Origin of the sequence: Pseudomonas salmasensis (assembly GCF_014268375.2) — a bacterium.
Taxonomy (GTDB): Bacteria; Pseudomonadota; Gammaproteobacteria; order Pseudomonadales; family Pseudomonadaceae; genus Aquipseudomonas; species Aquipseudomonas salmasensis.
Map to the genome: position 1 here is coordinate 4946946 of NZ_CP077083.1, position 14710 is coordinate 4961655.

13 protein-coding genes are annotated in these 14710 nt (G+C 61.4%); 10 read left to right on the forward strand and 3 right to left on the reverse strand.

What is annotated here, in order from left to right; all coding sequences use genetic code 11:
- Positions 1–138: 138 nt before the first annotated feature.
- The 6 genes from ppc (at position 139) to HU731_RS22200 (ending at position 6521) form a co-directional block, all read left to right on the forward strand.
- Positions 139–2784, forward strand: a complete 2646-nt coding sequence (gene ppc, locus HU731_RS22175; RefSeq protein ID WP_186605493.1) for a phosphoenolpyruvate carboxylase — start codon at positions 139–141, stop codon at positions 2782–2784.
- Between the two features lie 280 nt (positions 2785–3064).
- A complete protein-coding gene (gene adk / locus HU731_RS22180; protein WP_032893225.1) occupies positions 3065–3712 on the forward strand; it encodes an adenylate kinase in 648 nt (215 codons plus the stop codon).
- A gap of 90 nt (positions 3713–3802) precedes the next feature.
- Positions 3803–4489 (forward strand): tRNA (adenosine(37)-N6)-threonylcarbamoyltransferase complex dimerization subunit type 1 TsaB, encoded by a 687-nt coding sequence (gene tsaB, locus HU731_RS22185; protein ID WP_186605495.1) that lies wholly within the window; start codon positions 3803–3805, stop codon positions 4487–4489.
- 160 nt (positions 4490–4649) lie between these two features.
- Positions 4650–4952: a hypothetical protein gene (locus tag HU731_RS22190; RefSeq protein WP_034126521.1), complete on the forward strand. Its 303-nt coding sequence runs from the start codon at positions 4650–4652 to the stop codon at positions 4950–4952.
- Complete coding sequence (locus HU731_RS22195) at positions 4952–5812, forward strand: DUF72 domain-containing protein (RefSeq protein ID WP_186605497.1); 861 nt, start codon at positions 4952–4954, stop codon at positions 5810–5812. The genes HU731_RS22190 and HU731_RS22195 overlap by 1 nt, the downstream gene beginning before the upstream one ends.
- Positions 5813–5822: 10 nt before the next feature.
- Complete coding sequence (locus HU731_RS22200; RefSeq protein WP_186605499.1) at positions 5823–6521, forward strand: extensin-like domain-containing protein; 699 nt, start codon at positions 5823–5825, stop codon at positions 6519–6521.
- A 3-nt stretch (positions 6522–6524) separates the two neighbouring features.
- On the opposite strand, the gene HU731_RS22205 is transcribed toward HU731_RS22200, so the two are convergent.
- Complete coding sequence (locus tag HU731_RS22205) at positions 6525–7145, reverse strand: energy transducer TonB (RefSeq protein WP_186605501.1); 621 nt, start codon at positions 7143–7145, stop codon at positions 6525–6527.
- A gap of 96 nt (positions 7146–7241) precedes the next feature.
- Here HU731_RS22205 and HU731_RS22210 point away from each other — a divergent pair, with 96 nt between their 5' ends.
- Positions 7242–8024 (forward strand): class I SAM-dependent methyltransferase, encoded by a 783-nt coding sequence (locus HU731_RS22210; protein WP_056790197.1) that lies wholly within the window; start codon positions 7242–7244, stop codon positions 8022–8024.
- A 579-nt stretch (positions 8025–8603) separates the two neighbouring features.
- On the opposite strand, the gene HU731_RS22215 is transcribed toward HU731_RS22210, so the two are convergent.
- Entirely contained in the window at positions 8604–9260 is a 657-nt protein-coding gene (locus HU731_RS22215; protein WP_186605503.1) for a TetR/AcrR family transcriptional regulator, read from the reverse strand.
- A gap of 93 nt (positions 9261–9353) precedes the next feature.
- Here HU731_RS22215 and HU731_RS22220 point away from each other — a divergent pair, with 93 nt between their 5' ends.
- The 3 genes from HU731_RS22220 (at position 9354) to HU731_RS22230 (ending at position 13915) form a co-directional block, all read left to right on the forward strand.
- Positions 9354–10454 (forward strand): efflux RND transporter periplasmic adaptor subunit, encoded by a 1101-nt coding sequence (locus tag HU731_RS22220; protein WP_186605506.1) that lies wholly within the window; start codon positions 9354–9356, stop codon positions 10452–10454.
- A 5-nt stretch (positions 10455–10459) separates the two neighbouring features.
- Positions 10460–13522 (forward strand): efflux RND transporter permease subunit, encoded by a 3063-nt coding sequence (locus HU731_RS22225; RefSeq protein ID WP_186605507.1) that lies wholly within the window; start codon positions 10460–10462, stop codon positions 13520–13522.
- A gap of 141 nt (positions 13523–13663) precedes the next feature.
- Positions 13664–13915 carry a type III secretion protein gene (locus HU731_RS22230; protein WP_186605509.1) on the forward strand — a complete coding sequence of 84 codons (252 nt, stop codon included), beginning with the start codon at positions 13664–13666 and terminating at the stop codon, positions 13913–13915.
- 86 nt (positions 13916–14001) lie between these two features.
- On the opposite strand, the gene HU731_RS22235 is transcribed toward HU731_RS22230, so the two are convergent.
- On the reverse strand, positions 14002–14691 hold the full coding sequence (locus HU731_RS22235) for a DUF4197 domain-containing protein (protein WP_003189124.1): 690 nt from the start codon (positions 14689–14691) through the stop codon (positions 14002–14004).
- Positions 14692–14710 lie beyond the last annotated feature (19 nt).

Below are 14710 nucleotides of genomic sequence, written 5' to 3' on the forward strand. Positions count from 1 at the left end.
ATAACGCGGCGACTCATCGTTGAGACTAGCTGCAAGCGCCAAGGTTTAAAGTCGTTTGCGTTCGGCCTTGTCAGAAACCGACGTCGGCGGCACTCTGAACCCCCTGCGCGTCCCGGATTTCTGGCTGGAGATTGGCTGATGAGTGATATCGATGCACGCTTGCGTGAGGATGTTCACCTGCTGGGTGAGCTGTTGGGCAACACCATTCGAGAGCAGTATGGCGAGGCTTTCCTCGATAAGATCGAGCAGATCCGCAAAGGCGCCAAGGCCGACCGCCGTGGAGCCGTTTCGCAGAATGCCGCGGGTGATGAACTGAGCGCCAGCCTCAACCAGTTGCAGGAGCAGGAGTTGCTGCCCGTGGCGCGGGCCTTCAACCAGTTCCTCAACCTGGCCAACATTGCCGAGCAATATCAATTGATTCATCGGCGCGATGAATCGCAACCCGCGCCGTTCGAATCCCGGGTCTTACCGGAGTTGCTGGCCCGCCTGCAACGCGAGGGGCACAGCAATGAATCCCTGGCCCGGCAATTGGCGCGGCTGGACATCGAGCTGGTGCTCACCGCCCACCCCACCGAAGTGGCCCGCCGTACCCTGATCCAAAAGTACGATGCCATCGCCGCGCAACTGGCCTTGCAGGATCACCGTGACCTCACCACCGCCGAGCGCGAACAGATCCGTGAGCGCTTGCAACGCCTGATCGCCGAAGCCTGGCACACCGAAGAAATCCGGCGCGTGCGCCCCACCCCGGTGGATGAGGCCAAGTGGGGCTTTGCGGTGATCGAGCATTCGCTGTGGCACGCCATTCCCAATTACCTGCGCAAGGCCGACCAGGCCCTGCACGCCGCCACCGGCCTGCGCCTGCCTTTGGAGGCTGCGCCGATTCGCTTTGCTTCGTGGATGGGCGGCGACCGTGACGGCAACCCGAATGTCACCGCACCGGTCACCCGCGAAGTGTTGTTGCTGGCGCGTTGGATGGCGGCGGATTTGTATCTGCGTGACATTGATCAACTGGCTTCCGAGCTGTCCATGCAGCAGGCCAGCCCGGCGCTGCAAGCCAAAGTCGGCGACAGCGTCGAACCCTATCGTGCCTTGCTCAAGCAGCTGCGTGAGCGCCTGCGCGCCACACGCCAGTGGGCCCACGCCTCGTTGACCAGCACCATCCCGGCGCCGACCGAGGTGTTGCAAAACAACCGCGACCTGCTCGACCCACTGCAGTTGTGCTACCAGTCTTTGCACGAATGCGGCATGGGCGTGATCGCCGATGGCCCACTGCTCGACTGCCTGCGCCGTGCCGTGACGTTCGGCCTGTTCCTGGTGCGCCTGGATGTGCGCCAGGACTCCAGCCGTCACTCGGCGGCCATGACCGAAATCACCGATTACCTGGGCCTGGGGCGTTACGAGGACTGGGACGAAGACGCGCGTATCAAGTTCCTGTCCCAGGAGCTGGCCAATCGTCGGCCGTTGCTGCCGGGTTACTTCAAACCCTCTGCGGATACCGCCGAGGTATTGAATACCTGCAAGGAAATCGCCGCCGCACCGGCCGCCTCATTAGGTTCGTATGTCATCTCCATGGCCGGCGCCGCCTCGGATGTGCTGGCGGTGCAACTGCTGTTGAAAGAGTCGGGCGTACAACGGCCGATGCGCGTCGTGCCGTTGTTCGAGACCCTGGCCGACCTGGATAACGCCGGGCCGGTGATGGAGCGCCTGCTGCAACTGCCGGGTTACCGCGCGCGCTTGCAGGGCCCGCAGGAAGTGATGATTGGCTACTCGGATTCGGCCAAGGACGCCGGCACCACGGCCGCCGCCTGGGCGCAGTACCGCGCCCAGGAGCGCCTGGTGGATATCTGCCGCGAGCAACAGGTGGAGCTGTTGCTGTTTCACGGTCGCGGCGGCACCGTTGGCCGTGGCGGTGGCCCGGCGCACGCGGCCATCCTGTCGCAGCCGCCGGGCTCGGTGGCGGGGCGGTTCCGTACTACGGAGCAGGGCGAGATGATTCGCTTCAAATTCGGCCTGCCGGATATCGCCGAGCAGAACCTCAATCTCTACCTGGCCGCGGTACTGGAAGCGACCTTGTTGCCGCCGCCGCCTCCCGAGCCTGCCTGGCGGCATCTGATGGACGAACTGGCGGCAGACGGTGTCAGCGCTTACCGCGCCGTGGTGCGGGAAAATCCGCAGTTCGTCGAGTACTTCCGCCAGTCCACGCCGGAGCAGGAGTTGGGCCGTTTGCCGTTGGGCAGCCGCCCGGCCAAGCGTCGTGCGGGCGGGATTGAGAGCTTGCGCGCCATCCCGTGGATTTTTGGTTGGACCCAGACGCGCCTGATGCTGCCCGCCTGGCTCGGCTGGGAAGCGGCACTGAGCAAGGCGCTGGAGCGCGGTGAAGGTCAATTGCTGGGGCAGATGCGCGAGCAGTGGCCGTTCTTTCGCACGCGCATCGACATGCTGGAAATGGTGCTGGCCAAGGCCGATGCCGATATCGCCCGTCTTTATGATGAGCGCCTGGTGCAGCCGGACCTGCTGGCATTGGGTGCGCACTTACGCGACCTATTGTCGCAGGCGTGTGACGTGGTGCTTGGCCTGACCGGTCAGTCGCAGCTGCTGGCCCATAGCCCCGACACCCTGGAGTTCATCCGTCTGCGCAACACCTACCTCGACCCCTTACACCTGTTGCAGGCCGAGTTGCTGGCACGTTCGCGTCAGCAGGAGGCTGCCCAAGACAGCCCTCTGGAACAGGCGCTGCTGGTGTCCGTGGCCGGTATTGCGGCCGGTTTGCGCAACACCGGTTGAGGTTTTTTGCGTGTACTCAATGGCTTGCGGATAAACCGCAACGACCGCCCGGAAACGGGCGGTCGTCGTTTGAGCAGGTGGGTTGCGCTCAGGCACACCCTGGCGCTGACGCATGTGCGGCGCGGGTTTCTCCTACTTTTGGCGGCTTGTATGGTGAGGGCCCGCTGTGTATCTTGATCAGCCTTTGGCCGTTTGATCGGCCTAGAACCATATTTTTACGAGATTGGCCCCACGCGGCGAATCCGAGCGTCATCTCTATAAAAAATTGAGGAGCACATCGATGCGCGTCATTCTGCTGGGAGCTCCCGGGGCCGGTAAAGGTACTCAGGCAAAGTTCATCACTGAAAAATTCGGCATTCCACAAATCTCCACCGGCGACATGCTGCGTGCGGCCGTCAAGGCTGGCACCGAGCTGGGCCTGATCGCCAAGAGCGTGATGGACAGCGGCGGCCTGGTCTCCGATGACCTGATCATCAACCTGGTCAAGGAACGCATCAGCCAGGACGACTGCAAGAACGGTTTCCTGTTCGACGGTTTCCCACGCACCATTCCCCAGGCTGAAGCCTTGGTGAAGGCGGGCGTGGAGTTGGACGCCGTGGTCGAGATCGCAGTTGAAGACGAAGAGATCGTTCAGCGTATCGCTGGCCGTCGCGTTCACGAAGGCTCGGGCCGCGTGTACCACATCGTCTACAACCCGCCGAAAGTCGAAGGCAAGGACGATGTCACCGGTGAAGACCTGGTGCAGCGTAAAGACGACACCGAAGAAACTGTGCGTCATCGCCTGTCGGTCTACCATTCCCAGACCAAGCCCCTGGTGGACTTCTACCAGAAGCTGTCCGCAGCTCAAGGCAAGCCGAAATACAGCCACATCCCAGGTGTGGGCTCGGTAGAGGCCATCACCGCCAAGGTGCTGCAAGCACTGAGCTGATCCTGTGATCGGCGGCACAGACAACGGCCCGCTTGCGGGCCGTTGTTGTTTATACTGGCGCACTTTTTTCCGACTTGGACACCCACACCGATGAGCACCCTGCTGGCCCTGGACACCGCGACTGAAGCTTGCTCCGTTGCCTTGCTGCACGATGGCAAGGTTACGAGCCACTACGAGGTGATCCCGCGCCTGCACGCGCAGAAATTGTTGCCGATGATCAAGCAACTGCTTGAAGACGCAGGTACCACCCTGGCGGCCGTAGACGCCATCGCGTTCGGCCGTGGCCCCGGTGCATTCACCGGCGTGCGCATCGCCATTGGCGTGGTGCAGGGCCTGGCCTTTGCCCTGGAGCGCCCGGTATTGCCGGTGTCCAACCTGGCGGTGCTGGCCCAGCGTGCGTTGCGTGAGCACGGTGCGTCGCAAGTGGCCGCGGCGATTGATGCGCGCATGGATGAGGTCTACTGGGGTTGCTACCGTGAGACCGCAGGCGAAATGCGCCTGGTCGGTACGGAAGCGGTGCTGGCCCCCGAAGCGGCGCAATTGCCCGCTGACGCCAGCGGCGATTGGTTCGGTGCCGGCACGGGCTGGGGTTATGGCGAACGCATCAAGGTGACGTGTGCGCAGCAGGACGCGGCGATGTTGCCCCACGCCGAAGACTTGCTGGCGTTGGCACGTTTCGCATTTGAGCGCGGCGAGGCGATTGCGGCGGACCAGGCAGCACCGGTGTACCTGCGCGATAAAGTCGCGCAAACCAAGGCCGAGCGCGGGATTATTTGACGCCAGAAATGTGAGCATTCGGCGGCAAATTTCGCCAATCGTCAGAATTTGCCTGGGTTTTTAAACCTTTTACAAATTATGTGTTCTAGTTATCACCAGAGCATTTGCGCGCCATGGAAAGTGCCGCTAAATTGCCATCATTGATACCGAGTCTGCATGTATGCGTATAGACGGTTTTTCCTCACAGTCGTACCCCCTCAAGCGTAAGCCGCGCAAGGCGAGCGTGACGGTAGACGAATCCGTCGAGGATTCACCGGACTTCATCGAAGTACACACCGATACGCCTTCCAAAGCGCAAGGCGCCTCGAGCGCACGCATCAGCGGCGTTCCTGCCCGTCAGCAAGACATGGTCTTTCCCCGTTCCATGAGCAAAAGCGTTGCCACCGCCCTGGCCAGCTACCTGACCACTGCCGGCTTTGTCGAATGGGATATGGAAGTGCTGGGTCTCGATATCCATATCTGATGCGTTTGCCTTATTACATCGGCTGCCCGTCCTGGAGTGAAAACGCCTGGCGCGAGTACCTGTATCCGGTTGAGGCACGTTCCAGCGATTACCTCGGGCTCTATTCCCAGGTCTTCAACGCCGTTGAGGGCAATACCACTTTTTACGCTCGTCCCTCGGCCGCCACTGTGCAGCGCTGGGCCGAAATCATGCCCGATGACTTTCGCTTCACCGCCAAATTCCCCGGCGATATCAGCCATGCGGGCGATTTGCGGGAACAGTTGCCGGCGGCAGAAAGCTTTATTGGCTTGATGAGCCCTTTGGGTGAGCGCGTTTCACCGCTTTGGCTGCAGCTCTCAAAGAGCTTTACGCCGCCACGCCTGGCGGAGCTGGCTGGATTTCTCGATGGCATCGATCGGCCGCTGGCTGTGGAAGTGCGTCATGAACAGTTCTTCGCCAAGGGCGACGCTGAGCGCAGGCTCAACCGCCTGTTGCGTGATCGCGGTGTCGAACGCATCTGCCTCGATCCCCGTGCCCTGTTCAGTTGTACCTCCACCTCGGAAGCGGTGCTGCATGCCCAGTCCAAAAAGCCCCGGGTGCCACCGCGTCCAGCGGCACTGACGCAGTTTCCCCAGGTGCGCTTCATTGGGCATCCGGACCTTGAGGCTAATGATCCGTTTCTGATTCCCTGGGTGGAAAAGATCGCCAGTTGGATCGAAGAGGGCCGCACGCCCTATATGTTCCTGCACACGTCGGACAACCGTCTCGCGGCGCAGCTGGCGCTGCGCTTCCACGCCAAGCTGATGGTGCGCCTGCCAGGGCTGCCGCCGCTGCCCACCTTGCATCGAGAGCCCGTGGCCGAGCAGCTCGGGCTACTTTGAGGATTGAGCCGTGGGTGTGGTCAAGACATTGAGTGTGTTGCTGGTGCTGGTGGGCGCATTTGCGTTGGCTGTGTGGCGCGGTTGGGTGCCGATGCCGGCTGAGTGGAACCCCTGGGCGCCCTTGGATGTGCGGGCCAGCCCCAACCTGTTGACGCGCTACAAGCTCAGTCGCTTGCAGGACGATCCGGCGTTGTGTGACCAGGTATTGAACACCTCCGGTCTGCGCGTGAGCCGCCAGGCCGATACATCGGCGGATGCGGCGTGTCCCTTGCGCAATGTCCTGCGTGTGCAGGGCGCTGACGTGGCGTTGAGCAGCAGCTTTCTCGCCAGTTGCCCGCTGGCTGTGGCGTTCGCGTTGTTTGAGCGCCACAGCCTGCAACCGGCGGCCCAGGCCGTATTTGGCCAGGCGGTGAGCCGCGTCGAGCATTTGGGCAGTTTTGCCTGCCGTAATATCTACAATCGCGCCGACGCAAGGCTCAGCCAGCACGCCTCGGCCAATGCCCTGGATATCGCCGGTTTTCGCCTGGCGGATGGGCGCAGCATCAGCGTGCTCAAGGATTGGTCAGGGCAGGGCGACAGCGCGCGTTTCCTGCGTTTGGTACGCGATGGCGCTTGTGATGATTTCAACGTGGTGTTGAGCCCGGACTACAACGCCGCCCATCGCAACCATTTCCATCTGGACATGGGGCGTTGGTGGGGGTGTCGCTAAGGCTCAGGCGGCCAGGCGCAGGTTGTGGGTCACCAGCGGGCGCACCCAGTAGTAATCGAAATCCAAGGCCTTTTGCTGCGCCAGCAATTCTTCTTCGGGGTACGGCGTGGCGGCCGGCGGCAGCAGGTCCAGCTCGAATTCGGCAATCGGCAGGTGCAGGGGGCGTGGCTGTGGCGCCGGGCCTGGCTCGGGTAGCGGTTGGCCGGCGTTCATCACGATGGGGCGCACCCACTCGCTCTCAAACGCTTGCTGGCGTTGCTGGGCGACTATTTCTTCTTCCGGGAACGGCGTGGCGGCCGGTGGCAGCAGCTCGGTTTCGAACTCGGCAATCGGCAGGAACAAAGGCTCCGGCGGCACGATCTCGGTGTCTTTCACATCACACTCACGCTGGGTGAGAATCTGCGCCAGCAGGTCGGCGCCTTCGCTGGGTTCAACCGCCGGGTCTGCCGGGGCAGGCGCCTTGGCGGCGAGCGCGTCTGGCGTTTCACCCAGCTGTTCGGCCAATGCACGGGCGAAGAAGTCCTGCCACACATGACTCACCCCGGCCAGCGCTTGGGTATTGCGCAGGCCGTAGTGGTTGTGGGTCGGCAGTACACCGATGGAAAGGGGAAGAATGTCTGACATTTTTCTCGGTCGACGCTCAGCTCTGGCAAAATACCTGACTGTGATTTTTATCGGCCGTTGTTTGCCGATCCTTAATATTTTTGAGCGTGGCGATTGATGAACGAACAACCAGCGGCCAGCCGCATCCAGGTCCAAGCCTTGGCTGACAGCTTCCAGGCCCGCGCTGAGCAGTGGGCTTCGCTGCTGGGGTTGCCTCTGCAGGTGGCCGATGCGGATTTTTCCCTGCAAGTGGGGGAGCACGGCTTGCAGTTGCAACAGCTCGGGCCTGATGCGCCAGGGCCTGTGCGGGTCGACTTTGTCGAAGGCGGCGCGGCGCACCGGCGGTTGTATGGCGGCGGCAGCGGACAGATGATCGCCAAGGCGGTGGGCATCGCCCAGGGCGTGCGCCCACGGGTGCTGGACGCCACGGCCGGGTTGGGCAAGGACGCGTTCGTGCTGGCCAGTCTCGGGTGTGAGATGAGCCTGATCGAGCGCCAGCCGTTGATCGGCGCCTTGCTCGAAGATGGCCTGGCCCGCGCTGCCGAGGATTTTGAAGTGGCGCCGATTGTGGCGCGCATGAAGTTGCTCAAGGGTAACTCCATCGACGTGATGCTCAATTGGCAGGGGGAGCCGCCTCAGGTGATCTACCTGGACCCGATGTTTCCGCATCGTGAGAAAACTGCGCTGGTGAAGAAGGAAATGCGCCTGTTTCGGCCGTTGGTGGGTGATGATCCGGATGCACCGGCGTTGCTCGCGGCGGCTCTGGCGCTGGCCAGCCATCGTGTGGTGGTCAAGCGGCCGCGCAAGGCGCCCTGTATTGAGGGGCCGAAGCCGAGTCATGCGTTGGATGGCAAGTCCAGCCGCTACGATATTTATCCCAAGAAGGCGCTTAAGGCGTAAGCGGTAGCATTCATCTTGCGGGTGTGGCGAGATCCAATTGTGGGAGGGGGCTTGCCTGCTATGGCAGCCTCCCAGCCGACACCTATCCACCTGACACCCCGCGATCAACCTGTGGGAGCTGGCTTGCCTGCGATGGCGGCCTCCCAGCCGACACCTGCCCACCTGACACCCCACAATCCAACTGTGGGAGCGGGCTTGCTCGCGAAGGCGGCTTGGCAGTCAACACCGTTGGATTGTGTACATATCCATTCCTGCGGTAACGGCCCCTTAGGGTTCCGCTCTGACAGCGGGTCACTTTTGGAAAAGAGCCCCAAAAGTAACCAAAAGGGCTCTTGCCCCACCACTCGGCACCTCGCTTAGGCTCGGTGTGCCCGTAATCCGCCAGTGATTTGGGGGGCCGCCGCCACGCGCCATCCATGGCGCGGGGCGGCTAAACCGGCATCCCTGCCGGTTTACCCCCCAAATCACTGTCGAATTCCGGCCAGCGTGGTTTGACGGGGCGCTTAAGATCAAGATCACAAGCAGATCAAGATCAAGAGCGGCTCGCTTCGCATCGTGGTTACCGTTGTTTGGTGCAACTTACGTAGATGTCTCTGGACCAGAGCTGCGATAGGCCCGCATAAACAGCCTCACCACGTCCTGCACATGCTCCTCGGCCTCTTGCGCACTCAATTGCCCGCCACACCCGTACAACAAGCGAAAGTTCGCCGTGCCTTTGAGCAGGCAAAAGAAGTGTTCGGCGGCCTTTAGCGGTGTGTCGATACTCAAGGCGCCGCTCTGGTCAAGCTTGCCGAGCAGGCGCTCCATGCCTTGCAGCATGCGCATGGGGCCGGCGTTGAAGAAGATCTGGGAGAGTTTCACGTCCTGATTGCCGGTGGTCATCATCAGGCGATGCAGGTTTACCGACTCTTCGCTATTGATCAGCCGATGAAAGCCTCGGGCGATGTTGAGCAGCACCGTCTCGACGGGCATGCCTTCGGGGAGTTCGAAGTACATCACCGGCAATTGCTCTTCGCATTTGGCCACCACCGCCGCGGTGAACAGCGTCTCCTTGTCGGTGAAGTGGCTGTAGACCGTGAGTTTCGATACGCCGGCCGCCAGGGCAACGGCGTCCATGCTGGTGTTTGCATAGCCCTTGTCCAGGAACAGCGACTTTGCCGATTCGAGGATTGCCTGGCGTTTTGCCATGTCCTTGGGACGCCCGGGGCTTGCGGTGTTCAGAGGATTGTCGGACATTTTCACCTTTAATACTGGACTGGTGAGTTTGGTATTAATAACATACCGGCCAGTATAATTATTCCAAGCTCTATTTGCGAAAGGTCCTTCAGCATGCGCAGCGCTTTCCTGCCCCTTGCTTTGCCTGTCAGCCTGGTCTTCCTGTTGGTCGCTTGCGGCCATGAAGAAGCGGCCCAGACCACTGTGCGCCCGGCCATGGTGGTGCAACCGCAGCCTTCGGCCCAGGCGATGGACAGCTACCCCGGTGAGGTGCGCGCCCGTTATGAGCCGGACCTGGCCTTTCGCATCGGCGGCAAAGTCAGCAAGCGCCTGGTGGAGGAGGGCGAGCGGGTCAAGGCCAACCAGCCCCTGGCCGAACTCGACCCCCAGGACGTGCGCCTGCAACTGGAAGCCACCCGCGCCCAAGTGGCCGCCGCAGAGGCCAATCTGAGCCTGGTACGTGCAGAGCGGGATCGCTACAAGACCTTGATGGACCGTCAGATGGTCAGTCGATCCCAGTACGACAATTCCGAAAACCTCTACCGAGCCGGTGAAGCACGCCTGAAGCAGATCAAGGCCGAGTTCGATGTGTCGAGCAACCAGGCCGGCTATGCCGTGCTGCGCGCGCCTCAGGACGGTGTGGTCGCCAAGCGTGTCGTCGAGGTGGGGCAAGTGGTCTCCGCTGGCCAGACCGTGTTTGCCCTGGCCACCGATGGCGAGCGTGAAGTGTTGATCAGCCTGCCTGAACAGGGCTTTGGCCGCTTCAAGGTCGGCCAGCCGGTGTCGGTGGAGTTGTGGAGCCAGCCGGAGCAACGCTTCGCCGGGCGCATTCGTGAGCTGTCGCCTGCCGCCGACCCCAAGTCTCGCACCTTCGCCGCGCGCGTCGCCTTCACCGCCGGCAAAGTGCCCGCCGAACTGGGCCAAAGCGCGCGGGTTTTCATCCAGGCCGAGGGTGTCATTCCCCTGTCGGTACCTTTGTCTGCCCTGAGTGCCGAGAACGGTGCGTCCTACGTTTGGCGCGTACAACCGGACAACACCCTTAAACGCACCCCTGTACGCATTGGTGCGTTTGGCGAAAACACCGTGCCGGTGCTCGAAGGCTTGGCCGCCACCGATTGGGTGGTGGCCGCAGGTGTGCATGTGCTCCATGAGGGCCAGCCGGTGCGACCGGTGGATCGCTCCAACCGTGTAGTGAATCTGGCGGCCAAGGAGTAGTCCCCATGGGTTTCAATCTTTCCGAATGGGCGTTGCGTAATCGCCAGATCGTACTGTTCCTGATGATCCTGCTGGCCGTGGTTGGCACCTTGTCCTACACCAAGCTGGGGCAAAGCGAAGACCCGCCCTTTACCTTCAAGGCCATGGTGATCAAGACCAATTGGCCCGGGGCTACGGCGCAGGAGGTTTCGCGCCAGGTCACCGAGCGCATCGAGAAAAAACTGATGGAGACCGGTGAGTACGAGCGCATCGTGTCGTTCTCGCGGCCGGGTGAATCCCAGGTCACCTTTATTGCCCGTGATTCGATGCGTTCGGCGCAGATTCCCGAGCTGTGGTACCAGGTGCGCAAGAAAATCAGCGACATCCGCCACACCTTGCCGCCGGATATCCAGGGGCCGTTTTTCAACGACGAGTTCGGCACCACCTTCGGCAATATCTACGCCCTGACCGGCGACGGCTTTGACTATGCGGTGCTCAAGGACTACGCCGACCGCATCCAGATCCAGCTGCAACGCGTACCGGATGTGGGCAAGGTCGAGCTGCTCGGCTTGCAGGACGAGAAGATCTGGATCGAGCTGTCCAACCTCAAGCTCGCCACCCTCGGCTTGCCTTTGGCCGCGGTACAGCAGGCGTTGCAGGAACAAAATGCGGTATCCACCGCCGGCTTCTTTGAAACCCCCACCGAGCGCGTGCAGCTGCGCGTTTCAGGCAACTTCAAGACCGTGGAGGAGATCCGCACCTTTCCGATCCGCGTGGGGGACCGCACCTTGCGCATCGGTGACGTGGCTGACATCCATCGAGGCTTCAACGACCCACCGGCACCGCGCATGCGCTACATGGGCGCAGATGCCATCGGCCTGGCCGTGGCCATGCGCGACGGTGGCGACATCCTCGTATTGGGCAAGGCCCTTGAAGCGCAATTCGCACGCCTGCAAAAGAACCTTCCGGCAGGGATGGAGCTGCGCAAAGTGTCGGACCAACCGGCAGCGGTAAAGACCAGCGTCGGCGAATTCGTCCAGGTGCTGGCTGAGGCGTTGGCGATTGTTTTGCTGGTGAGCTTTTTCTCCCTCGGCGTGCGCACCGGCATGGTCGTCGCCCTGGCGATTCCGCTGGTGCTGGCGATGACCTTTGCCAGCATGTATTACCTGGGCATCGGCCTGCACAAGATTTCCCTTGGCGCCTTGGTCCTGGCCCTGGGCTTGCTGGTGGATGACGCGATCATCGCCGTGGAAATGATGGCGATCAAAATGGAGCAGGGCTACGACCGGCTCAAGGCCGCGAGTTTCGCCTGGACCAGCACCGCATTCCCCATGCTCACCGGCACCCTGATCACGGCGGCGGGCTTCTTGCCGATTGCTACCGCACAATCGAGCACCGGCGAATACACCCGCTCGATCTTCCAGGTGGTGACCATCGCACTGCTGGCCTCCTGGGTGGCGGCCGTGGTGTTTGTGCCGTACCTGGGGGAAAAACTCCTGCCCGACCTGGCGAAGATTCACGCCGCCAAGCACGGCACCGACGGTCCAGACCCTTACGGCACACCCTTCTACCAGCGGGTAAGACGGTTGGTGGAGTGGTGCGTGCGACGACGTAAAACCGTGATCGTGCTGACCTTGCTGCTATTTATCGGCTCGGTTGCGCTGTTCCGTTTTGTGCCGCAACAGTTCTTCCCGGCTTCCGGCCGCCTGGAGTTGATGGTCGACCTGAAACTGGCCGAAGGCGCTTCCCTGAGCAACACTGCCGAACAGGTCAAGCGCCTGGAAGCGTTGCTCAAGGAGCATGCTGGCATCAATAACTATGTCGCCTACGCGGGCACCGGTTCGCCGCGGTTCTACCTGCCCCTGGACCAGCAATTGCCCGCTGCCAGCTTCGCCCAGTTTGTGGTGCTGGCTAACACCATCGAAGAGCGTGAAAGCCTGCGCACCTGGCTGATCGAAACCCTCAATGAGCAGTTCCCCGAACTGCGTTCGCGGGTCACGCGCTTGGAGAACGGCCCGCCCGTAGGCTACCCGGTGCAGTTTCGCGTGACGGGCGAGCACATCGAAGAGGTGCGCGCCCTGGCGCGCAAAGTGGCAGCCAAGGTTCGCGAAAATACCCATGTGGTCAACGTGCATTTGGACTGGGAAGAACCGAGCAAAATCGTCTACCTGAATATCGATCAGGACCGCGCGCGCGCCCTTGGCGTGAGCACTGCCAACCTGTCGAAATTCCTGCAGAGTTCCCTGACCGGCTCCAGCGTCAGCCAGTACCGTGAGGACAACGAATTGATCGAGATCCTCCTGCGCGGCACCGTGCATGAGCGTAGCGAACTGTCGCGCCTGCCGAGCCTTGCCGTGCCCACCGACAATGGTAAAAGCGTGGCGCTGTCGCAAATTGCCACCCTCGAATATGGATTCGAAGAAGGCATCATCTGGCATCGCAACCGCTTGCCCACGGTGACGGTACGGGCCGATATCTATGGCAAGGAACAGCCTGCGACCCTCGTGCAGCAGATCCTGCCGACGCTTGCCGATGTACGTGCCGAACTGCCGGACGGCTACCTGTTGGAAGTGGGCGGTACGGTGGAAGACTCTGCCCGCGGGCAAAACTCGGTGAAGGCCGGCGTGCCGCTGTTTATCGTGGTGGTGTTGACCTTGCTGATGCTGCAACTGCGCAGCTTCTCGCGCACGGCGATGGTCTTTCTCACCGCGCCTTTGGGGCTGATCGGCGTGACCTTGTTCCTGCTGGTGTTCCGCCAACCCTTCGGTTTCGTCGCCATGCTCGGCACCATCGCGCTGTCAGGGATGATCATGCGTAACTCGGTGATTCTGGTGGACCAGATCGAACAAGACATCAAGGCTGGCCTGGCACCTTGGCAGGCAATTATCGAAGCCACGGTGCGACGCTTTCGCCCCATTGTGCTGACGGCGCTGGCAGCGGTGCTGGCGATGATTCCGTTGTCACGCAGTGTGTTCTTCGGGCCTATGGCCGTGGCGATCATGGGCGGGTTGATTGTGGCAACGGCGTTGACGCTGCTGTTCCTGCCGGCGTTGTACGCAGCGTGGTTCAGGATCAGGAAGGAGGAGTAGATCAGTGAGCGTTTTTGGCAGGCCCGGTGGGAACCATTTCTCAAGGCTTGCCACACAGGGTTACCTGTTCGCAGGTACGTTGTTCGGTGGTTTTTATCACTTGGATAACGTTTCCAGAACGTTCATAAAGGCGAAATAGATATGCTCCTACAAGCATTGGGTAACTTTTACTCGGGGATCGGCATGATGCTGGGCGGCGGTCAGATGGGCGGCGCTTGCGCCAAACATTCCCATAATGACTCCGTCGGTCGGCGTGAGCTTTCCGACGCGCTCAAATCGTTCAAATACGATTTTCCCCAGCCGACTAGTAACATCACGATTAACAACAGTGTTGCCAACGCGAACAACAACGCGAATAGCAATGCGAACACCCATACTCAAATCGGCCGTTGAATGCGCTGATTGCCGCTATTGAGCCATTGCAAACACTCTGCATCCGCGGAGTGTTTGCTGCGTAAGGCTCAGTGACTGCCGAGGGCTTACAGCGCCCCAAACACCTTCTTGGCCAAGCTGGTGGCCGCCGCCGCCGGGTTCTTGCGGATGGTTTCTTCCTGCTGCGCGATCATCTTGAACAGGCCATCCAGCGCCTGCTCGGTCACGTAATTCTCGACGTTGGCGCTCTTGGCATCCACCGCGCCAAAAGCCGCGGCCTTGCCGGCCAGGGCGTTGTACTGCTGGGCCACGCCGACTTTGTCGGTGGCAGCCTTGACGATAGGCAGGAACTTGGCGCGAATTTCTTCACGGCTGCTTTTGTTCAGGTACTGGGTGGCGGAGTCCTGGCCACCGCTGAGAATGCCTTTGGCGTCGGTCACGCTCATGTTCTTCACGGCGTTGACCAGGATCGGCTGGGCCTGGGTCACGGCGGTTTCTGCCGCCTTGTTCATGCTGGTTTCCAACTGCGTGACCTGGTCACCCATGCCGAACATTTTCAACTTGTCAGCGACTTTGCCGAGTTTGCCCGGCAGGCCGATCTTCACGTCCGGGTTGTTGCTGAAACCACCGGGCGTTCCGAGTTGTTTCACAGCAATCTGTGCACCTTGGGTCAAAGCATCCTTGAGGCCGCCGCTGGCGTCGCCCTGGGACAGGCTACCAAGGTCCAGGGCCATGGCGTTGGCGCCGAATAACAAGCCAGCACACAGGGCGGTGAGGCGAAGAGATTTGCGGAGCATGGGCGCTTCCTTATGACGT

Excerpts from the sequence above, each read along its gene's own strand:
- ppc (WP_186605493.1), top strand. The coding sequence starts at position 139 with ATGAGTGATATCGATGCACGCTTGCGTGAGGATGTTCACCTGCTGGGT.
- adk (WP_032893225.1), top strand. The coding sequence starts at position 3,065 with ATGCGCGTCATTCTGCTGGGAGCTCCCGGGGCCGGTAAAGGTACTCAG.
- tsaB (WP_186605495.1), top strand. The coding sequence starts at position 3,803 with ATGAGCACCCTGCTGGCCCTGGACACCGCGACTGAAGCTTGCTCCGTT.
- HU731_RS22190 (WP_034126521.1), top strand. The coding sequence starts at position 4,650 with ATGCGTATAGACGGTTTTTCCTCACAGTCGTACCCCCTCAAGCGTAAG.
- HU731_RS22195 (WP_186605497.1), top strand. The coding sequence starts at position 4,952 with ATGCGTTTGCCTTATTACATCGGCTGCCCGTCCTGGAGTGAAAACGCC.
- HU731_RS22205 (WP_186605501.1), bottom strand. The coding sequence starts at position 7,145 with ATGTCAGACATTCTTCCCCTTTCCATCGGTGTACTGCCGACCCACAAC.
- HU731_RS22210 (WP_056790197.1), top strand. The coding sequence starts at position 7,242 with ATGAACGAACAACCAGCGGCCAGCCGCATCCAGGTCCAAGCCTTGGCT.
- HU731_RS22215 (WP_186605503.1), bottom strand. The coding sequence starts at position 9,260 with ATGTCCGACAATCCTCTGAACACCGCAAGCCCCGGGCGTCCCAAGGAC.
- HU731_RS22220 (WP_186605506.1), top strand. The coding sequence starts at position 9,354 with ATGCGCAGCGCTTTCCTGCCCCTTGCTTTGCCTGTCAGCCTGGTCTTC.
- HU731_RS22225 (WP_186605507.1), top strand. The coding sequence starts at position 10,460 with ATGGGTTTCAATCTTTCCGAATGGGCGTTGCGTAATCGCCAGATCGTA.
- HU731_RS22230 (WP_186605509.1), top strand. The coding sequence starts at position 13,664 with ATGCTCCTACAAGCATTGGGTAACTTTTACTCGGGGATCGGCATGATG.
- HU731_RS22235 (WP_003189124.1), bottom strand. The coding sequence starts at position 14,691 with ATGCTCCGCAAATCTCTTCGCCTCACCGCCCTGTGTGCTGGCTTGTTA.